This window comes from Ruegeria sp. C12, assembly GCF_056537745.1.
In genome coordinates, this window is sequence record NZ_JBQFSA010000001.1 from 19,184 (window position 1) to 39,096 (window position 19,913).

18 protein-coding genes are annotated in these 19,913 nt (G+C 56.2%); 12 read left to right on the plus strand and 6 right to left on the minus strand.

The features are described from left to right. Positions 1-5: 5 nt before the first annotated feature. From ACR0C9_RS00105 to ACR0C9_RS00120, 4 genes are all read right to left on the minus strand, one after another. On the minus strand, positions 6-1,034 hold the full coding sequence (locus ACR0C9_RS00105; RefSeq protein ID WP_170456572.1) for an NAD(P)-dependent oxidoreductase: 1,029 nt from the start codon (positions 1,032-1,034) through the stop codon (positions 6-8). A gap of 8 nt (positions 1,035-1,042) precedes the next feature. Then, a complete protein-coding gene (locus ACR0C9_RS00110) occupies positions 1,043-1,852 on the minus strand; it encodes a carbohydrate ABC transporter permease (RefSeq protein ID WP_480582933.1) in 810 nt (269 codons plus the stop codon). Continuing rightward, complete coding sequence (locus tag ACR0C9_RS00115) at positions 1,852-2,739, minus strand: carbohydrate ABC transporter permease (protein ID WP_480780103.1); 888 nt, start codon at positions 2,737-2,739, stop codon at positions 1,852-1,854. The genes ACR0C9_RS00110 and ACR0C9_RS00115 overlap by 1 nt, the downstream gene beginning before the upstream one ends. A gap of 90 nt (positions 2,740-2,829) precedes the next feature. Continuing rightward, a complete protein-coding gene (locus ACR0C9_RS00120) occupies positions 2,830-4,083 on the minus strand; it encodes an ABC transporter substrate-binding protein (protein WP_480780104.1) in 1,254 nt (417 codons plus the stop codon). Positions 4,084-4,777: 694 nt separating this feature from the next. Here ACR0C9_RS00120 and ACR0C9_RS00125 point away from each other — a divergent pair. From ACR0C9_RS00125 to ACR0C9_RS00150, 6 genes are read left to right on the plus strand one after another with little or no spacing between them, the layout of a single operon-like run. Beyond that, positions 4,778-5,695, plus strand: coding sequence for a substrate-binding domain-containing protein (locus tag ACR0C9_RS00125; protein ID WP_480780105.1), 918 nt, complete (start codon positions 4,778-4,780; stop codon positions 5,693-5,695). 16 nt (positions 5,696-5,711) lie between these two features. Next, positions 5,712-7,304: a sugar ABC transporter ATP-binding protein gene (locus tag ACR0C9_RS00130; RefSeq protein ID WP_480626432.1), complete on the plus strand. Its 1,593-nt coding sequence runs from the start codon at positions 5,712-5,714 to the stop codon at positions 7,302-7,304. Positions 7,305-7,345: 41 nt separating this feature from the next. Further along, on the plus strand, positions 7,346-8,299 hold the full coding sequence (locus ACR0C9_RS00135) for an ABC transporter permease (protein ID WP_480626431.1): 954 nt from the start codon (positions 7,346-7,348) through the stop codon (positions 8,297-8,299). After that, entirely contained in the window at positions 8,296-8,706 is a 411-nt protein-coding gene (gene rbsD, locus ACR0C9_RS00140) for a D-ribose pyranase (RefSeq protein ID WP_170456563.1), read from the plus strand. The genes ACR0C9_RS00135 and rbsD overlap by 4 nt, the downstream gene beginning before the upstream one ends. Next, positions 8,703-9,647: a ribokinase gene (locus ACR0C9_RS00145; RefSeq protein WP_480626430.1), complete on the plus strand. Its 945-nt coding sequence runs from the start codon at positions 8,703-8,705 to the stop codon at positions 9,645-9,647. The genes rbsD and ACR0C9_RS00145 overlap by 4 nt, the downstream gene beginning before the upstream one ends. Next, a complete protein-coding gene (locus ACR0C9_RS00150; protein ID WP_480780106.1) occupies positions 9,640-10,692 on the plus strand; it encodes a LacI family DNA-binding transcriptional regulator in 1,053 nt (350 codons plus the stop codon). Before ACR0C9_RS00145 ends, ACR0C9_RS00150 begins: the two co-directional genes overlap by 8 nt. Before the next feature lie 172 nt (positions 10,693-10,864). Here ACR0C9_RS00150 and ACR0C9_RS00155 read toward each other — a convergent pair whose 3' ends face one another. Next, the gene (locus ACR0C9_RS00155; protein ID WP_480780107.1) at positions 10,865-11,794 is read right to left on the minus strand and encodes a LysR family transcriptional regulator; all 930 of its coding nucleotides are present in this window, start codon (positions 11,792-11,794) and stop codon (positions 10,865-10,867) included. Between the two features lie 52 nt (positions 11,795-11,846). Here ACR0C9_RS00155 and ACR0C9_RS00160 point away from each other — a divergent pair, with 52 nt between their 5' ends. After that, complete coding sequence (locus ACR0C9_RS00160; RefSeq protein ID WP_170456548.1) at positions 11,847-12,800, plus strand: hypothetical protein; 954 nt, start codon at positions 11,847-11,849, stop codon at positions 12,798-12,800. Positions 12,801-13,067: 267 nt separating this feature from the next. Here ACR0C9_RS00160 and ACR0C9_RS00165 read toward each other — a convergent pair whose 3' ends face one another. Continuing rightward, positions 13,068-13,721 (minus strand): GntR family transcriptional regulator, encoded by a 654-nt coding sequence (locus tag ACR0C9_RS00165; protein WP_170622700.1) that lies wholly within the window; start codon positions 13,719-13,721, stop codon positions 13,068-13,070. A 208-nt stretch (positions 13,722-13,929) separates the two neighbouring features. On the opposite strand from ACR0C9_RS00165, the gene ACR0C9_RS00170 reads away from it, so the two are divergent. The 5 genes from ACR0C9_RS00170 (at position 13,930) to ACR0C9_RS00190 (ending at position 19,907) form a co-directional block, all read left to right on the plus strand. Continuing rightward, positions 13,930-15,012, plus strand: a complete 1,083-nt coding sequence (locus tag ACR0C9_RS00170) for a Gfo/Idh/MocA family protein (RefSeq protein WP_480780108.1) — start codon at positions 13,930-13,932, stop codon at positions 15,010-15,012. 98 nt (positions 15,013-15,110) lie between these two features. Beyond that, positions 15,111-16,121 (plus strand): TRAP transporter substrate-binding protein DctP, encoded by a 1,011-nt coding sequence (dctP, locus tag ACR0C9_RS00175; protein WP_480780109.1) that lies wholly within the window; start codon positions 15,111-15,113, stop codon positions 16,119-16,121. Positions 16,122-16,147: 26 nt separating this feature from the next. Continuing rightward, positions 16,148-16,723: a TRAP transporter small permease subunit gene (locus ACR0C9_RS00180; RefSeq protein ID WP_170521464.1), complete on the plus strand. Its 576-nt coding sequence runs from the start codon at positions 16,148-16,150 to the stop codon at positions 16,721-16,723. Beyond that, positions 16,720-18,015 carry a TRAP transporter large permease gene (locus tag ACR0C9_RS00185; protein ID WP_008755425.1) on the plus strand — a complete coding sequence of 432 codons (1,296 nt, stop codon included), beginning with the start codon at positions 16,720-16,722 and terminating at the stop codon, positions 18,013-18,015. Before ACR0C9_RS00180 ends, ACR0C9_RS00185 begins: the two co-directional genes overlap by 4 nt. Then, positions 18,015-19,907: a bifunctional sugar phosphate isomerase/epimerase/4-hydroxyphenylpyruvate dioxygenase family protein gene (locus ACR0C9_RS00190; protein ID WP_480780110.1), complete on the plus strand. Its 1,893-nt coding sequence runs from the start codon at positions 18,015-18,017 to the stop codon at positions 19,905-19,907. The genes ACR0C9_RS00185 and ACR0C9_RS00190 overlap by 1 nt, the downstream gene beginning before the upstream one ends. The last annotated feature ends 6 nt before the right edge of the window (positions 19,908-19,913 follow it).

A 19,913-nucleotide genomic window follows, 5' to 3' on the forward strand; every position in this document is an offset into this window, starting at 1 on the left:
CTCCCTTACCCGGCCGCCAATGGCGCACGGATGATGTTTCTTACGGTATCCAAAGACGCAGCTTGCAGCCGCCGTTCAGGGGCCCCTGACAAAATCGCTTTGACGTCATGCAGGATCATGTCTCCAATCGGGTGGCGGCCACCTTCCACGGCAGCTGCACGGTGCGGCGACCAGATGACATTGTCGACCTGTCGCAACGCGGCGCGCTTGGACACCGGTTCTTGTGGGAACACGTCGCTGGCGACGCGAATGCGGCCAGCGCTGGCGGCCTCAACAAGGGCGTCGAAATCGACGAGATGAGACCGGCTGATCACAACAACCAGCGTCCCGGGTTTCATCTTTTCGATAAGGGTTCGGGATACAAGCTGATAATTCTCGTCGGTGGGCGTTGCCGCGATGACGACAAGGCGGTTGTTGGTGGTCACTTGCTCCAAGTCGCAGAATTCGACACCGTCAAACGTTGTTCCGCTTGCTTTCAGCCACGGATCATAGGCTTCGATCTTTGGGGAAAATGGCGCAAGAAGGCGTACGCATTCCTGCGCGATGGACCCGAACCCGACAAACCCAATGCGTTGACCGTAAAGCGAGAAATCCGTGCCGATATTGTCGTTGAACCACCTTTCGGATCCGGCGCGGAAGCGTTCGTGCTCATCAACGATGCCGCGACCGCCTGCGATCATCAGACCAAGCGCCATTTCCGCGACCGAGCGTCGAAATCCCGGCGCGCAAGACAACACTTCGATACCGCGCTCGAAACACGCATCATAGTCGAGACCGGTTTGAAAGGTGCCCGAAACCTCGATCACCGCGCGTAGGTTTTTGGCAGCATCCAGGTCCTGCCGGTTCAACTCCGGCCTGGCGGCGGCGACAAACTCTGCGTCCGGCAGCCGTGCGAGAAAATCCGCCCGCGGCATCGCCCAGTTTACGCCACCATGAATGTCGCAAAGCTCGCCCAGGGCCGTGTAGGCAGACGGTCGGAATAATTCTTCCAACTGGCGAAAGTGTTGATCTAGAATGAGAAGGGGTTTCGACATGTTTCGCCTCACTTCACCGCGCCCGCGGTCATGCCGCGCACGAAGTGGCGTTGGAAGAACAGGAACAAAAGAACGACCGGGATCGCCATGATCACGGTACCGCTGGACAATCCGGTCACGTCGCGGGTCATGGTCCCCTGAAAGTTCAACAGACCCACCGACAGCGTGCGCATTTCGTCCTGGGTCAACAGAAGCAGTCGCAGCAACAGATCGTTCCAGCTCCAGAGAAACTCAAGCAGTGCGGTTGTGACCACTGCGGGTGTGGCAATCGGCATGACGACGCGGCGGTAAATCTGAAACTCGGTCGCACCGTCGATCCGGGCCGCTTCGTGCAGCGCCTTGGGGACGCCCTGAAAAAACGATGAGAACATGAAGACGAAAACCGACACGGCCAGGGCAAGGTCCGCGAAGATGACACCCAGATGGGTGTTGAGAAGGCCAAAGGACCGAACGATTTGAAAAAGCGGCAGGACAATGGCCGTCACAGGGATCATCAATCCAATCAGGAACAGGATTTGCAGCACCACCTTGCCGCGAAACTCCATGAAAACCATGGCATAGGCCGCAAGCGAGGCGATAAAGATCATGACGACAGCATCAACGACCGAGATGATCAGGGTGTTGAAGAAATACACGCTAAAGCCACCATCGGTCCAAACGCGCGCATAATGCTGGAAGGTCAGGCTGATCGGCGGATACCACGGCGGGTTCACCAATTCGGTCGTGGGCTTGAGCGATGTGAAGACCGTCAGAATGAGCGGAGAGACCATCACAACAGCGATGACGCCCAGAATGAACAGCAGAATCCAGCGTCCCATCACCGATCCTCTCTGTTCTGAATCTGCATGTAGATGATCGTTGCAATACTGACGATCACCAGCAGCGCGACGCCAATGGCCGACCCATAGCCATACTGGTTCTCCAGCGCCCCGCGTTTGTACATGTAGGTCGATAGAATTTCGCTGAACCGGATCGGGCCACCCTGAGTTGTGGCCCAGACGATGTCGAAGACCTTGAACGATTGCGTGAGTGTCAGAATAAAGACCACAGCCGTCACAGGCCTCAGGGCGGGCAAAGTGACATAGCGGAAGGATTGCAACGGATTTGCGCCATCGACCCGCGCGGCTTCGTACAGGTCCTCGTCAACGGCCTGAAGTCCGGCAAGGAAGATGATGACGCTCAACCCGATTGTCGACCAACTATGTGCCAAGGCCAGCGCGTATAACACCACATCGGGGCTGCCCAGCCAGGGGGAGGCGAAAGCCCCCAACCCGATATTCTCAAGCACCTGATTGATGACACCTGTCGGCTGATACATCCACCGCCAGATCGTGGCGACGGCCATCGGAGAGATCACGACCGGAAGAACGATGCATGTCTGGATCAGCAATCGCGCTTTCCAAACCCGCGCGAGCATAGCGGCAATCACCAGGCCAAGACCGACATTGATAACGATGATCACGCCGGACCAGACAAATGTATTCCGAAAAGCCTCCCAGAAGATCTTGTCAGAGAACAGTTTTTGATAGTTCTCCAACCCGACAAAATTCCGCTCGGGGCTGATTCCGTCCCAATCGGTAAAGGAATATTCCAGCACCGAATAGGTCGGGTAGATCGCAAAGACGATGTAGATCGTCAGCGCGGGCAGCAGAAACAGAACAGGGTTCAGGCGCTGCGCTAATTTGGAATCCGGGTCGAGAAACATGGCTCCACCTTCGACTAATGCGAGTGGTTCTTTGGGAGTGCGCCGGTCCACAGGCACGGCGCCCATGGACCGGCGTTTTGCCGAAAGGCCTTACCGTTCGGCGATGCCACCGGGCAGCATGATTTCACCGGCTTCCTTCGCGGCGGCCCATGCGGATTGCATTTCCGCAGTGAATTCTTCGGGCGTCATGACATCCAGAAGCAGGGCTTGCAGCCCATCATAAGAAACCGTGGTCAGGCTTCCCGGTGTGATGGTGTCCAGAAACGCCGGAACGGATCCGTTTGCCGCGTGATCGTCCGATGCTTTCCAGATGTCCACGGCCAACGCGGGCATCTGGGCCTCGCTCAGCGCCTGATCAAGTGGACCGACCGGAACTGTGCCGGCGTTCAGCAGCGCGACGCGACCTTCTTGCGACGCGAACATGTAGTTCATGAAGTCAATCGCGGCGTCTTTGTTGTCAGAGCTTTCGCGAATGTACCAGCCACTGCCGATAGAGTTGGTGGGGTGGATTATCTGGCCATCTTCAAGTGGCGGCACGGCGAAGACGCTAAAGTCGTCGATGCGATCACCTGCGGCCTCGGTTCCGCCTCCGATCACCCAAGGTCCGGTGAAGGTCATCGGCACTTCACCGGCCCAAAACCGGTCCATCAGTTCACCATATCCGATTGCAACCGGTGTCGGCCCGAACCAGCCCGCTTTGCCCATCTCTTGCAGTTTTGCCGAGGCAGCCACAAAGGGCTCGTCAGTCCATGCGCCGTCGCCAAATAGAACGTCCTCGATACCTTCGGGACCTGCATAGCGACCAAACATCATGGACTGCCAGTGCGACACGGGCCATTTGTCGGCAGCGCCGAGACCAATGGGTGTATCAAAGCCCGCCTCTTGCAGTTTTGCCACGGCGGCTTCCATGTCAGCCCATGTGGTGGGCACGGAAATTCCGTGTTCGTCAAAAATCGCCTTGTTGTAGAACATACCGGTCGTCTCGACCTCGTTCCCAAAGGCCCAAAGTTTACCGTCGCTTGATGTCTGCACCACGATGCCTTCGGGGATTGTCGTGCTCCAGTCATTTGCGAAATAGGCATCTGTCAGATCGGCAACGAGACCGCCTGCAATAAGGGCCGCCGGTTGACCCGGGCCGGTTCCAAACGAGAAAAGATCAGGCCCTTCGCCAGCCGAAAGGGCGGGGATCAAAGCAGGGTTAAACAGGTCGGAAGAGTTCTTGACGATTGCCACCGTAACATCCGAATTCTGCGCATTATAGGCTTCGGCGAGATCATCGTAGATATTTGTTTGCCCGGGTTCCCCGGCAACCCAAACAACCACTTCCGATTGTGCGTATGTCATTATTGGCACTAAAGAAATCGCGGTAGCGATCGCACTGGCTGTGACAAACCTTTTCATGTTTTTCCTCCCAGTTTCGATGATTCTTTGTTCAAAATGTATACGATTACATAAAAATGTAAACGAATACATTTTTGCGACACTGAAGGCCGGCTAAATGCAGGCCTTGAAATTTGAGATCGTCCGTTCTCAAACAATTGTCGGGAGTGGCGCTGAAACAGTGTGCACACACGTACTGTAAAGCGAGGCATCATCAACGTTGCTTGGATCGGCTTGGCGGTTCACAACCGCGGGGCAACGGTATCAAAACCTGCGATTCCGAGCGCCAGAAAACAAAGTTGTTTTAGCACTTATTTCGCGACGGTTTCGATGGCGAATCATTGCTTTCACGAAATGTTCGGAAAGTGCTTCTGTTGCCTTTCGGCTGCGGAAATCATCGTTGCGCTTCGGCGTTGGTCCCTGGTTCCGTCGTTTTTAGTCGTCATAAATCCGCTGCGTGGCGAACGGTCGGTAAGCAGTTGAAAATAATAAGGTAAATTTTCCAAAACGCGCGGCAAATGTTATCGGCGGGTCCTGAATATTCAATTATGAAACGTTTCATATTGACAGAAAAGCGATTCGATGGCTTCGTATAAAGACGGTGGATCGGCGTGAAAGATTGCCTTTCCGAACAAGCTGAAAACCTAGGGAGGCTCTTATGAAGCTCATGAAATTCGCTGCTGCGGCAGCGACCGGAATTCTATTGTCCGCAGGTATGGCGGCGGCTGACGATAAACCGGTCGTTGGCCTGATCATGAAGTCGCTGGCCAATGAGTTTTTTCAAAACATGCTGGTTGGGGCAGAGGCGCACGCTGCCGAGCGTGGCGACTATGAACTGATTGCCGTCGGGATGCAGAACGAGACGGATTTTGAATCCCAGATCAATGCGGTTGAGAACTTTATCACGCAGGGCGTCGATGCAATCGTCGTTGCCCCGGCAGATTCCAAGGCGATGGTCCGCCCGCTGAAACGCGCGATGGAAGCGGGAATCATTGTGGTCAATTTTGACGTCGCACTGGACGAAGGCGCAAAGGAACAGCAGGGCGTGGAACTGGCTTTTGTCGGCCCGGACAATCGCGGCGGGGCGAAACTGGCGGGTGATGCGTTGGGCAAAGCTCTGGGCGAGGGTGGCAAGGTCGTTATCATCGAAGGCAACCCCGGTGCAGACAATGCCAATCAGCGGCGCATGGGCTTCGAAGACTCGGTTGCGGAATACAAGCTTGACCTGCTCGACAGCCGCACTGCGCATTGGGAAACCGAAGAAGCCAACCAGGTTTTTTCGACCATGCTGACGGCAAACCCCGATATTCAGGGCGTGATGGCAGCCAATGACTCGATGGCCATCGGTGTGGTCAAGGCGCTGGAATCTGCGGGGCGTGACGACATTCTGGTGGTCGGATTTGACGCGATCCCGGCGGTTCTTCCGATGATCGAGGATGGTCGCTTGCTTGCGTCGGTGGATCAGTTTGGTGCCGATATGGCCGCGAACTCGATCGATCTGGCCCTCGAAGTCATCGCCGGTGGGCCGCAACTGGAAGGGTGGGTCAAGACACCTATCGAGCTGGTTACCAAATAAGGTGGAACTCTCGCGGATGCCCGTTACCCCTCCAATCGGGCATCCATCACTCTGGCTGAACAAGGTCGATCCAATGCGCGCTGATACCTCACTTCTGACTGTCAAAAACCTGAGAAAATCCTTTGGCGGCGTGCATGCTCTTGACGGGGTAAGTTTTGACCTGATCGCGGGCGAGGTCCACGCACTTGTCGGCGAGAATGGCGCCGGAAAATCGACCCTCATCAAGGTGCTTTCCGGCGTCCACCCCTTTGACGAAGGCACGGTGGAACTGGACGGGCAACCGTATAAGCCGTCAAACCCGCATGACGCAAAAGCAGCCGGAATTCAGGTGGTTCATCAGGAGTTCAATCTGCTCAACGATCTCAGCGTCGCAGAAAACATCTCGATCGAACATCTGCCGCGCAAACGGTTTGGCATTCTGGACCGGGGCGAAATGAAGCGCCGGGCTCGGCTGGCACTGGATGCAATCGGGCTAAGTGACATCGACGTTTCGACCCCCGTAAGAACACTTGGGATTGCGCATCGGCAGTTGGTTGAAATCGCCCGCGCCCTGCAAAGCGAAAGCCGCATCCTTATTCTGGACGAGCCGACAGCCACGCTCACCGAGCGCGAAACCGAGCGGTTGTTCGAGATCGTGGCCGGGATCAGGGCGAAGGGCGTAACCGTCGTGTTCGTATCGCATCATCTGGAAGAGGTCTTTGCCATTTGCGAGCGTGTCACGGTGTTCCGCAATGGTCAGACGGTCGTGACCAAAGACATATCAGACGTAACATCGGCGGACGTTGTCCGGTATATGGTCGGGCGCGAGTTGGAGGTCGACGCCTCGCATGCGCGCGAGGTCAAACAAAGCAGCGACATCGCCCTTTCGGTTCAAAACCTGCGCACCATGGCCAATCCCGGGCCCGACGGCGTTTCTTTTGATCTGCACAAGGGCGAGATTCTTGGGATTGCCGGATTGGTGGGTGCCGGACGCACCGAAGTTCTGAGGGCCATATTCGGGGCCGATCCAACTGTGTCGGGACAAGTGTTCCGCGAAGGTGCGCCGTTGAAAATCAAAGGCCCAAGGGATGGAATCTCGGCAGGGATCTGTTTCGTGACGGAAGACCGTAAAGAAGAAGGTCTGATCCTCGATATGCCGATAGCGGCAAACACGACGCTGGTTGATCTGGCCTCGGTAACAAAGCGCGGGCTTCTGGATTTTGCCGAAGAAAGACGACTGGCGACCCAAAGCGGTGCCAGACTGCATTTGAAATACGGGAAACTGTCGGATGCGGCCTCCAGCCTGTCCGGCGGCAACCAACAGAAAGTCGTTTTGGCAAAATGGCTTGCACGGAATCCCGACATTCTATTGCTGGATGAGCCGACACGCGGCGTCGATGTTGGTGCCAAGGCAGAAATCTACTCGATCCTGCGCGATCTGGTGTCCGAAGGTATGTCCATGATCGTTGTCTCTTCGGAACTGCCCGAACTGATTACACTGGCGGACCGTATTCTCGTCATGGCCAATCACCGCATTCAGGGCAGCCTGGAACGGACGGAATTTTCACAGGAACGAATTCTGCATCTCGCCTACGGGCAGCAGAGCGACACTGAAAGGAAAACGGCATGAGCACGATTGAATCAATTCCGCCTGCATCAAGGGAGAACGCTGTGTCTTTACGATCTATCGTCAACAATGCAGGTATCGGATTGGCCCTGCTTGTGATCGTGGTTTTCTTTTCGATTGCCAGCGAACATTTTCTGTCCGCCAATAACATCACCAACATCCTGACGCAGATTACGATCAATCTGATCCTGGCCGTTGGAATGACCTTTGTGATCCTGATCGGCGGCATCGATCTGTCCGTCGGGTCCGTCATGGCCTTCGCCGCCATTGTGGCAGGCAAAGCCATCACACTGCCCGGAATTGGCGAAACAGAGCTGATCATTCTGGCCGTATTGGCCGGTGTTCTGGCGGGAACCTTGTGTGGGGTTTTGAATGGGGCCATCAGTGCCTATTGGGCTTTGCCCTCTTTCATCATCACTTTGGGTATGCTGAACATTGCCCGGGGCGCAGCGCTTCAGATCTCAGACGCGCAAACGATCTACTCTTTTCCGTTTGCCTTCGAAGAGTTTGGCTCAAAACTGATCTATGGCGTGCCGGTGGTCTTTCTGGTTGCGCTTGGGTTGGTCGCAGTTGCATGGTTCGTGCTGAACCGCACCGTTTTCGGGCGTCTGATCTATGGGATCGGCAACAATGAAGAGGCCGTGCGCCTGGCCGGTCATCCCGTGTTCTGGTATAAGGTCGCAGCCTTTTCGATTTGTGGCATGACCGCCGGGATAGCAGCGATCATATATATGGCACGTCTGAACATCTCCTCTCCGATTGCAGGAATTGGGTTCGAACTGAACGCAATTGCGGCCGTCATCATTGGTGGCACCAGCCTAAGCGGTGGTCGTGGATCAGTCATCGGAACGCTTTTGGGGGCCATCATCATCGGCGTTTTGGCCAATGGTCTGATCCTGATCGGCCTGAGTGACTTCATGCGGCAGATGATCACCGGTGTTGTCATCGTGGTAGCGGTCATTCTTGATCATTATCGCGCAAAGTATTCGGCGGCGTGAAACGCGGCGTCCTCCTGAACCGGCACCTGAGTGCCCTCGTCGCCGAGCTTGGCCACCTCGATGAAGTTGTGGTGGCAGATGCAGGGCTGCCACACCCTAGGGCCGTACCCATAATCGACCTTGCTGTGACGGCCGGCGTGCCCGATCTGCAGCAGGTCCTGACAGCACTGGGAAGTGAGTTGATTGTGGAACACGCGATACTTACGACCGAAGCCAGCACGATAGTCACCGGCAAGATCACTGACCTGCTGACCGTCTGGCCCGCCAATCATGGGGCGGCGGTAGGACAATCCGTCCTGCCCCATGCAGAGTTCAAGGCGCGAACATCACAGGCAAAGGCAATCATTCGCACAGGTGAAACGACACCTTTCGCAAATGTCATTCTGGTGTGCGGGGTGGCGTTTTGACCCGTATTTCTGTTGTAGGAAGCATCAATGTCGATCTGACATCGTATCTCGAGCGCTGGCCCGGAGTGGGCGAGACGGTCGCGGCGGGCAGCACCCAGATCACACTTGGCGGCAAGGGTGCCAATCAGGCAGTGGCCGCTGCAAGGCTGGGCAGTCAGGTGACGATGATCGGCGCCGTCGGCAAAGACAGTTTTGGCCACGACGCCGTTGCCGACATTCGGGCAGCGGGCGTCGAATTGCGGGTTGCCGAGTTGCCGGATCGATCCTCGGGCATGGCATTTATCGATGTTGGACCCGATGGAGGGAATATCATTCGTCTTTCGCAAGGGGCGAATGCTGTCATGGACGCGAAGATGGTTGAACGCCACGCGGATGCCCTGCGGCAAAGTACTGTTGTGCTGCTTCAAAACGAGGTTCCGATCTCTGCATCTCTGGCCGCCGCGCGCATTGCGCATGAAGCCGGAGGATTGGTCATCATGGATCCCGCGCCCGCGCCCGTTCCGTTCTGGAGTGAATCGATCCTGAATGCCTTCGACATCATCACACCCAACACGCATGAAACGCACCTCATTCTCGGAACGTTGCCAACCACACTGGATGAGGCACGCATCGCCGCGCGCGCGCTGTGTTCTTCGGTGCGGCGGGGCGCGATAGTTACAATGGGCAGGCTGGGTGTCGCCTGGTGCATTGATGGCGAGGACGGTCAGATGACCGCGCCGAATGTTCCCGCAATCGACACTGTTGCAGCTGGTGATTGCTTTAACGGTGCCCTTGCACACGGATTGGCCGCCAAAGAGACCATCGATCAGGCCATAGTAACCGCAATGGATGCAGCGGCGTTTGCAACCACGCAGCGCGGGGCGTCAACATCCGCGCCCTTCAAACACCAACTGGAAAGTTTCAGGAAAAGGTCATATTCCCACTGTTTGGCAAATGGTTGAGAATACCAACTGTGGCCGTAAACTACTCGGCCAGGCTAAATCGGGTTCGGATATGGCAACAGTAAAAGATGTGGCCAGGCTTGCGGGGGTCTCGGTCGGGACGGTGTCGAAAGTTCTGTCGCATGACAGCACGGTAAAACCAGCGCGACGGGAAAAGGTTCTTAAGGCGGTCGAGGATCTTGGCTACAAGCCAAATCAGGCCGCGCGCGCATTGCGCACGAAGAAGGTGAATGTGATTGGACTTGTTGTTCCGGATATCACCAATCCGTTCTTTGCAAAGCTGGCGATGAGGATCGAAAAAGAGGCGTCAGCGCGCGGCTACACCGTGATGCTGACAACAACCATGGACGATCCGGAAACAGAAGCACGTCAGATCTCGGCATTGCTCGAACAGTCGCTGCACGGGCTTGTCATTGTCGCAACAAACGATTCCAGCAACGCCACACTGGGGAACTCTGACATCCCGATCGTGTCTCTGGACCGTCGCTTCGGCACCGCGGGACTTGTGAGTATCGATCATTCCGCATCGGCCGCAAAAGCGGCCGAGTATCTGCTTGATCTTGGCCATAGACGGATAGCCTACCTGGCCGGTCCACAAGACACCGAAGTTGGCAGGCTTAGAAAACAGGGTTTTGTCGAAGCCGTCGAACGGTTCGCATCGAGTGCTGACGATGTGGCACTTAATGTACTGGAAGGCACGTTTGACTATGACAGCGGCGAGGCACTTGCGCGGCAGGTTCTCACCCAATCTGAAACGCCCAGACCAAGTGCGATAGCAACCGGAAATGATCAGATGGCAATTGGTGCATTGCGAACAGCAAACGATCTTGGATTACGAGTGCCCGATGACCTGTCAGTGGTCGGGTTTGACGACATTGACCTTGCACTGCATGTAATCCCCCGCCTGACGACCGTTTCACAACCTGCAATGGAACTTTGCCACGCAGCGGTAACCCGCCTGCTGGATGGAAAGAACGTTTTCGATGAAGATCTTATGATTGAAGGTTCTGTCGTCGTTCGAGGATCTTCAACTGCCCCCAGGTAAAATCCACAGGAAGTTTACAGTGCCTCGTGCGAAGCGACCTCAATGGAAATTCGCACAATTGGAGCTGGCCTACCCACCATTTCGCAGTTGGAGAGCGGTTGCTTTAACTTCATTGATGCGCCCACTCCGGTTGACCCCAATGCACCAAATGTTGGCCGTGTGCGAACACCGTCTAAACAGCGCCCAGGCAGAGCTTCTTCAACCAGATTGAAAACGGATTCCCGTGATCGGCACGGAACATCAGCGTGGCCGTCGCTTGAGGCATCGCAAACGGAGTTGGTTGGGCCAACATCCCCAAAAGCCGTGCTGTTTTCTCGAACGGCGCGCGCAATGTCGTTATGAGTGCATCTGTCTCCGAAGCAAGGTTTAGCGCAGCAGAAAAGTTTGATGCGTAGCAAACGACATGGCGATCGATGCCGTGTTTTCGAAGAATCTTTTCGACCGGCCCTTCTTGCACACCACCTAATCCAACAAGGACATGTCGAGATGCGCTCCAAACCTTTGTTGTCGGATTCCGGCTGTATTCATGCGTTTCGGGCGTGAACGTGCACCACTCGAGTGGCGCAATTCTGTGCAGAACCAGGTTCGTGTCCGATTTTTGGCGGCCAAAGCCCAAACCAATGTCTGCCTTGGAGCTTAAAACGGCCTGCCGCGCAATGTTCCCTTCAAGGAACTCAACGGAAGCGAGCGGAGCCGCGTTCGCGATGTCGCCGATGAAATCCGTGAACAGCGACGTGCAAAGATCCGGCGTCGCAACACGAATGCGGCGTGTGGTCGTAGCAGGGTCAAACTCGAAATCGGTTGTGAACATCAGTTTTGCGGCTTCGGCCGCGGCTGTTACACGGGGATGCAACTCTTCGGCGAATGGAGTGAGCCGCATCGCCCATCCGTCACGAACAAGAATCGGATCGCGAAAATGGTCGCGCAATCTCGCAAGGCTGTGCGACATTGCAGACTGTGTGCGACCTACGGCGTAAGCTGCGTCCGAAACGGATCGTCGGTCCAGAAGCGCATCCAATGCGGTGATCAGGTTCAAGTCGAGGGCTGCGAGGCTTCCATTAATCTTGCTCATGCAAGCATTGTATTCATCGATTTGATTCATGTCATCTGCTCTGTCAGCGTTGCAGTATCATGAGCCGAGAGGGGATAAGACTGTGAAACTGGCCTCGAAAACACTTTGCCTCCTTGCTGCCAGTGTACTGGCCACACCTGCCCTGGCACAGGATAGAGCGTTTGATCTTAACGGGACTTGGGAAAGCATTGCTTGCGAACTGCGCCCACAGGTCGGGCAGGATGGCGTCGCACCTTGGTACCTTAAGCGTTCGATCACGTTTGCACCCGGCCGCATCGATGCGCATTTCACCACTTATTCCGATGCCAACTGTTCCGCACCGCTTCTGGAGTTGAAGTTTGGCGGTGACGTCAACATCCTAGGGGCATCCGAAGTGGCGCAGGGCGCACTTAATGTTGATCTGATCGTCAACGACTATCTGACCATCACGCCGCAGTTGGAAGGCTTCGCGGGGTTTCTGAACTCAGCCGAGACGGGCGCTTGTGGACCTGAAGAGTGGTCCGTCGGCAATGAGCAGGACGTGTTTGAAACCGGATGCTCAGTCATGGGGATAGCGGCGAATGCGCCTACCACAGAATATGAGGTGCTCTATGTCTCAGCCGGCCATCTCTACTTTGGCGCGCGGCCTGTTGACGGCATGCCGCTGGCCCAACCCGACGACCGTCCGACAGCTTTGCAGATGCCACTCAGGCGATTGAAGGGAGGAAAGACCCAGAAAGTAGGTGCGGATGATCTGCGTGTGCCGAAACATGTTGAGATCGTGTTGTTTGAACAAGCCGACGGCGCAGACCCCACGGATGTTCGATCGTTTTTTGAGACCATCACGCAAAAAATGAACCAGAACGACACGCTCCTCTACCGTACCGTGGGCCAAGGTGAAAACGGTATTTGGCTTTGCGTAAACTATTGGACCAATCGCCCTGATATGGAGACCCTGAACGCGCAAGCACAAAGCTGGGCGGACGAGTTCGCGGCCATGGGCGAACTGGTCAAACCAAACAGCTTTCGACTGACCAGCTACGACACGGGGCTCTAGCGATGCAGTGTTCATCTCGCTTCAGCCTGACCGTTCGCTTTCACCAAACGAACGGTCGTTCCGTCTCGCCGTCCTGACCTCTTCCGCAACCTAAATCGATCAAGCGGAGCGAATGCCCTTGTTGCGGATTGCGCGGGCAACGTTAGCGAGCAAGATCGAACGGCCGCTTTGGGCCGTCCACAAACTTCTCGATATCGCTGTAGAGTTTCAAGACTGTCTCCGCCAAATCGACCTGAAGAGGTCGAAGCACGCTATCCGCATGCCGCCCTACATAGCCTCCAGCGTGTGTGCGAGACCGTTGCGGATGTGATCTTCCAACAGCTTCTTGGCGGTGCCAGCGTCTCGGGCCAATGCCGCATCGAACATGCCCTTGTGCTCTTTGACGGCCTCTTCGCCGCGATAGGTCAGCACAAGCATCTGATACCGCAAATACTTGTCGTAGATGATCGAGTGCAGAGAAAGTAGGTTCCTGGAGTTGCAGGCCGCGATCATCGCCTGGTGAAACTCCCAGTCATATCGTTTCCAGGTTTCTTTCTCGGACTCGTCGCCCTTGAGTAGCTGCTGTTCCATCAGGTGCAGTTTGTGATGAGCGGCAACAAGGTTGCCTTCCCAATCCGTATCACCGTTCGCAATGGACAACTCCAAAGCGTGGCATTCCAACAGGACCCGAAGCTCTGAAATCTCGGTCAGGTCTTCGCGAGAGACCGGCGTGACCAGGAAACCCCGTTGTTCGGGGGCTTCGACAAATCCGTCGCTGGCAAGCCTGTTCAGGGTTTCCCGAAGAGTCGACAGGCTTGCCGAATAGCGTTCCTTCAAGGCGTCCAGCTTCAGTTTGGAGCCGGGCTGCAGCTCTCCGAAGATGATATCCCGCTTGATGCGCTGATAGGTGCTTGCACCTATCGTAGACGGCTGCTTCGCCATGCGTTTCACCCGATATTCTTGGTTTCTTCGCTCAATTAGCATTTTTCAGGGGTATCAGCAATCCAAACTGATGTATGGTAAAAATAAAAATATCATACATTATTGCGGAATCGCAAAAACCCCAATACGGTCGCGGTCAAGTTGGGCAACGCTGCTCGGTTGAACATTCAGGTTTCGGAGATGTCCGAACCCTCCGGAAGGAAACACAGTGTCTCAGAACTTTCGCATTGCCATTATTGGCATTGGCCTTGTTGGACGCCGCCACGCGGACGCGATCCGGGCGTTGCGTCATGTCGATCTTGTGGCGGTCGTCGATCCCAGCGACGAGGGCCGTGCCTATGCCGCCGAGCATGGTGTCGCGTGTTACAAGACCCTTGAGGATATGTTTGCCCACCAATCACCGGACGGCGCTGTGCTTGCGACCCCGACGACGTTGCATGTTGAGCAGGGGCTGACATGCGTCCGACACGGGTGCCCTGTTCTGGTCGAAAAACCGATTGCTGTCGAAGCCAATGCAGCGCTTGAGCTGGTACAAGAGGCCGCGAAGGCAGATGTGCCGCTCATGGTCGGGCATCATCGACGGTACAACCCTTTGATCAAGTCCGCCAAGGAAGCGATTGCAGACGGGAAGATCGGCGATGTTCGCGCGGTTCATGCGAATTGCTGGTTTTACAAGCCAGACGCGTATTTTGAGTCCGCGCCCTGGCGCAAGAAACCCGGAGCGGGGCCCATCTCGGTCAATCTGGTCCATGACGTCGATCTTCTGCGCTATCTGGCCGGAGAGGTCGTGACCGTACAGGCGCAGTCCGCCGCATCGCAACGCGGATATGACAACGAAGATGTGGCTGGGGCGTTGCTGACATTCGAGGGTGGCGCGATCGGGACAATAACCGTGTCCGACAGCATCGTTGCCCCGTGGAGTTGGGAGATGACGTCCCAGGAATATCCGATTTACCCATCAACCACGGAAAGCAGTTATATGATCGGGGGATCTCATGGGTCCTTATCCGTCCCTGACCTTCGGCTCTGGAATTATCCGGGCGGGCAACGGGATTGGTGGACTCCGATCTCGTCAACGGCTCTGAAAAAGGGGGCTTCGGACCCTTTGGTCAATCAGCTCAGGCATTTTGTTGATGTGGCACGCCACAAGGCAGAGCCGATTGTCTCTGGGTGGGAGGGGCTGAGAACGCTTCAAGTCATTGAAGCAATACAAAATTCCTGCCGGACGGGGAAAACCGTTAGGATAGAAAGCTATCAGCAGTCACCGCAAGCTCAGGTCTCGGTAATCTAAAATATCAGATATTTTGTAAAAAATCTTGCAAAATGTCCAAAATAGGTCAAAACTCGGAATCGTCAAAAAAACATCATGATGTCTCAGGGAGGAGCAAAGTGATTACCAAACTTACCCGCCGGGCTGCTGTATCAGCCCTGGTCGCAACCGGTGTTCTGTTCAGTGCAACAAATGGTGCGCTGGCTGAAGACAAAGTGCAACTTCGAATGGCAACGTCGGGATCGGAGACCGACCAGCGTTCGGTCGCCATGGCCGAGGTTTTTGCGCCCATGGTCGCCGATTTCGCAAGTTATGAGCCCAGCTATAACGGCACCATCTTCGCGCAAGGCACCGAGCTGGACGCCATCAGCCGGGGCAATCTGGAGATGTCGATCACCTCGGCGCAGGAACTGGCACAGTTCTTCCCCGAGTTTTCGATCTTTACCGCCGGCTATGTCCATCAGGACGCGGCGCATCAGGTGGCCGTCTTCAACGATCCCCTTATGGATGCCTTCAAGCAAAAGGCTGAAGACGAGTTGGGCGTCAAACTACTGTCGGTCATGTATCTGGGTCGTCGTCAGGTGAACCTGCGCCAGCCCAAGGATGAGTTGACGGTCACAACCCCGGCCGATCTGGAAGGCGTGAACTTGCGGATGCCGGGTACTGATGCGTGGCAGTTCCTTGGCAAGGCGCTGGGTGCTGCGCCAACTCCGATGGCGTTCTCCGAGGTCTATACTGCGCTGTCCACCGGCGCTGTTGACGGCCAGGACAACCCGCTGCCGACCGTGGTGGATGCCAAGTTCTACGAAGTGACCAATCAGATAATCCTGACGTCCCACTTGGTCGACCTGAACTACATCGCCATCGGCAAAGAGGTCTGGGACGGGTTGACGCCGGAACAACAGGCCAAGGTTCAGGAAGCTGCGGATGCAGCGGCTGAATCGGGTCGCCAGAAGCAGCTTCAGAAGGAAGAGGATCTGGTCAGCTTCCTGAAAGAGCAGGGCATGGAAGTCTATGAGCCCGATCTGGCCGCGTTCCGCGATCAGGTTCAGTCCATGTATCTTGAAAGCGAGTTTGCGGGGTCGTGGCCGGACGGCGTTCTGGAACAGATCAACGCGCTGGGCAACTAAGACCAATCACGGAAGGGAGAACCACCATGAAAGGCTTCATAAAGGGGTTCTCCCGACTGACCGAAGCGATTGCCGGCGGGATGCTGGCGGCAATCTTCCTGATCTTCCTTCTGCAAATTCTGTTGCGGTACTTCTTTACCCCCGCCGGATGGACGCTTGAACTGATCGGCATCCTCTGGGTCTGGGTGATCTTTTTCAGCTGCGCCTTCATCGTACGTGAACGGGATCATGTGAAGTTCGACATCATCTACCTGTCGGTACCCCGACGTGTCCGTCAGGTCTTTGCGATGCTCGCAGCCGCCGCCATCGTTATTGGGATGCTCTACAGCTTTCTGCCGACCTGGGACTACATCGACTGGATGAAAATCCGCAAGACCGCGACGGTTCGCAACCCGTTCTCGGGCGAGAAGGTACCGCTGCGCACGGTGTTTTCGATCTATGCCGTGTTCATGCTGGTCGTAGCCGCACGCTATGCATGGCTGTTCTTCGACATCATGCGCAACGGCCCACCCAAAACCGAACTTGAAATGGTCGTGGGATTTAACGTGGTCGACGATCATCCCCGCGTTGACGTGGAAGACGACGAGGACGCAAGCAAATGAGCTTTGAACTTCTTTCCTGCCTGCTGACCCTTTTTGTTCTGGCAGGCATCGGGACACCTATCGGCTATTCCATCCTGTTGGCGTCACTGATGTATCTGGGTGTCGCTGGTCTGGACGTCGCGCTTGCGGGTGAGAAGATCCTGCAAGGCTTCTACAAAAGCACGATCCTGCTTGCCGTGCCGTTGTTCATCGTCGCCGCCAATATCATGAATGCGGGGTCGATCACGGACCGTCTGCTGAACTTCTGCGTCGCTGCGGTCGGGCGGTTCAAGGGCGGTCTTGGGCATGTCAACGTGGTGGCGTCATTGATCTTTTCGGGCATGTCCGGCTCGGCAGTTGCGGATGCGGCAGGGATCGGCAAGATCATCATTGAGATGATGACCAAGGATGGCCGCTACAGCAGAGGTTATGCCGCTGCTATTACCGCGGCGTCGGCGACGATCGGCCCGATCATTCCGCCCTCGATTCCAATGGTCCTTTACGCGCTGGTGTCGAAAGCCTCTATTGGCTCGCTGTTTTTGGCCGGTATTCTGCCGGGCCTGATTATGGGCGTCGTCCTGATGGCGATGAACTACTATCTGGCTGGAAAGCGGAACTTTGCACTGGAAGAACCTGTTCCGCTGCGCGAGTTGCCCGCAAAAACTGCCAATGCGTTCCCCGCACTGCTTATGCCCGCGATCCTGCTCTATGGTATCTATGGCGGCGTCACCACGCCGACCGAGGCCGCCGCCGTGGCTGCCTTCTACGCCCTGCTGCTGGCCGCATTGTTCTACCGCGCACTGACCTTCCGTGGCCTTTATCAGGTGTTCGTCGACAGCGCGCGGTCTTCCGCCGCTGTGGGCGTGGTCATTGGCGGTGCGTTCATCCTGAACTTCATCGTCATTCAGGAACAGATTCCACAGTCGATTTCGGCCCTGCTGGAGGGTTCGGATGTTAGCCCGATTGTGTTCCTGATCCTGGTTAACCTGCTGATCCTTGCGCTGGGTTGCGTGCTGGACGCAACAACGATCATTCTGGTGATCGTGCCCCTGTTTATTCCCACCTGCGAGGCGCTTGGGATCGATCTGGTGCATTTCGGAGTGCTGGTCGTCGTGAACTCGATGATCGGTCTGATCACGCCGCCCTATGGCATTCTGCTTTTCGTGATCAACGCCGTGACGGACATTCCGCTGCGCGAAATCATCTCGGAAATCTGGGCCTTTCTGGCGGTGCTCATCTTCGCGCTGATGATCATGATGTTGATGCCTGATCTGGTCCTGTGGTTGCCGCGTCTGTTCGGGTATCAGGGGTAATGTGCCTGTCGGTTTCGACAACCTCCATACCCGGCGATCTGGCAGAGAAACTGCATGCCATCGCCGGGGCTGGGTTTGACGGCGTCGAGTTGCACGAACCTGACCTGACCGCGTTTGACGGGCCGCCTTCGCACATCCGCGATATTGCGTCGGACCTCGGTCTGAAGATTTGCCTGCTGCAGCCGTTCCATAACCTCGAAGGTCAGACCGGCCCGGGGCGGGAACGCGCCTTTGACCGGCTAAGGCGTAAATTCGATCTGATGGATGCGTTGGGCACAGATCTTTTGCTTGTGGGGTCCGCGTTCGAAGTGGGCACTGATGCCACCGAAGAACAGGTGATCGCGGACCTTGGCGAGGCGACCGAAATTGCCAAACAGATAGGGCTGCGTCTGGCCTATATGGGCTTGCCATGGTCCGATCTTGTTCACTCGGATGAGCAGGCGTTACGCATTGTCGAGGCAATTGACAGCCCTCATTTCGGGTTGGCCCTGAACTCATTTTTCTCGCTTGCCGACGGGTCCAAACCAGCCCGTCTTAGGGACACCCCCGGAGAGCGGTTGTTCCATGTACAACTGTCCGACGCGCCCCGGCTTGAGATGGATATTCGCAGGCTCAAACGGCACTTTGGGCTTTTGCCGGGGCTTGGGGCGCTGAACCTTGCGGGCTTTGTGCGGGTGTTGTCCCGCGCCGGGTACAAGGGGCCCTGGTCCATCGCCCGCGTCAACGAGGCGGCCCCCCAACCCGGAGGTCGCACACTGGCCCGAGACAGCTACAGGTCGCTGGTAAACCTTCTGGATGAAGTGTCGCGGACCGAACCAAGCGCAGATTATGGCATCCCGAAACTGCCCGAACGTGTCTATGCGTCAGGCTTTGAGTTCGTCGAATTCACAGCCGACGAGGTAAGCGGTGCGCAGCTGGCAGACATGCTGTCAGCCATGTGTTTTCGAATGGAGCGAAAGCACGTCAGCAAATCCGTCGAGCTGTGGCGGCAAGGCGCGATCAACATCGTGGTGAATACCGAAAAGGAAGGTTTCGCCCATTCAGCCTTGCTGGGCCACGGCCCATCGGTCTGTGACATGGGATTGCGCGTCAAGGATGCGGATCAGACGGTTCAGCGGGCTACCGCGCTGGGGGCCCCGGATTTTTCGCAGCCGGTAGGAACCGGAGAGCTGGATATCCCGGCCATTCGGGGTGTCGGTGGTAACGTCGTTCATTTTATCGATGAGAAATCCGATCTGCATCGGGTGTGGGATATCGAATTCGAGCCGGTTGCGAAAACAAAGGCGACCCAACCCGCCGGTCTGCGTCGCATCGACCATCTGGCCCAGACCATGCGCCACGATGAGATGCAAAGCTGGCTGCTCTACTACATTTCGACCTTTGAGATGGCAAAGTCGCCCATCGTGAACGTCGCCGACCCGTCGGGTGTTGTGCAAAGCCAGGCTATCGAAAGCCCCGAGGGCGAAGTGCGCCTGAACCTGAACGGGGCCGTTGGTCGTCGGACTCTGGCGGCCTCATTCCTTGAAGATGGCTTTGGGGCGGGCGTTCAGCACATCGCCTTTCAGTCGGACGACATATTTGAAACCTCGGCGCAATTGCGCAAGTCCGGCTTTCCCAGCCTGACGATTCCGGAAAACTACTACGCCGATCTGCAAGCGACTTTCGGGTTGGATGACGATCTGATCGCCCAGATGCGTCAGGGCAACATCCTTTACGACCGGGCAACGGGTGCCGAGTATTTTCAGATCTACAGCCGCCCCATCTTTAACGGTTTCTTCTTCGAAATTGTTGAACGCCGCATGGGCTATGCCGGGTACGGCGCGCGCAACGCGCCCATTCGCCTTGCTGCACAAAGCAAAACCCAAGCGGTGAAAGAGGTGCAGACGCAATGACCACAC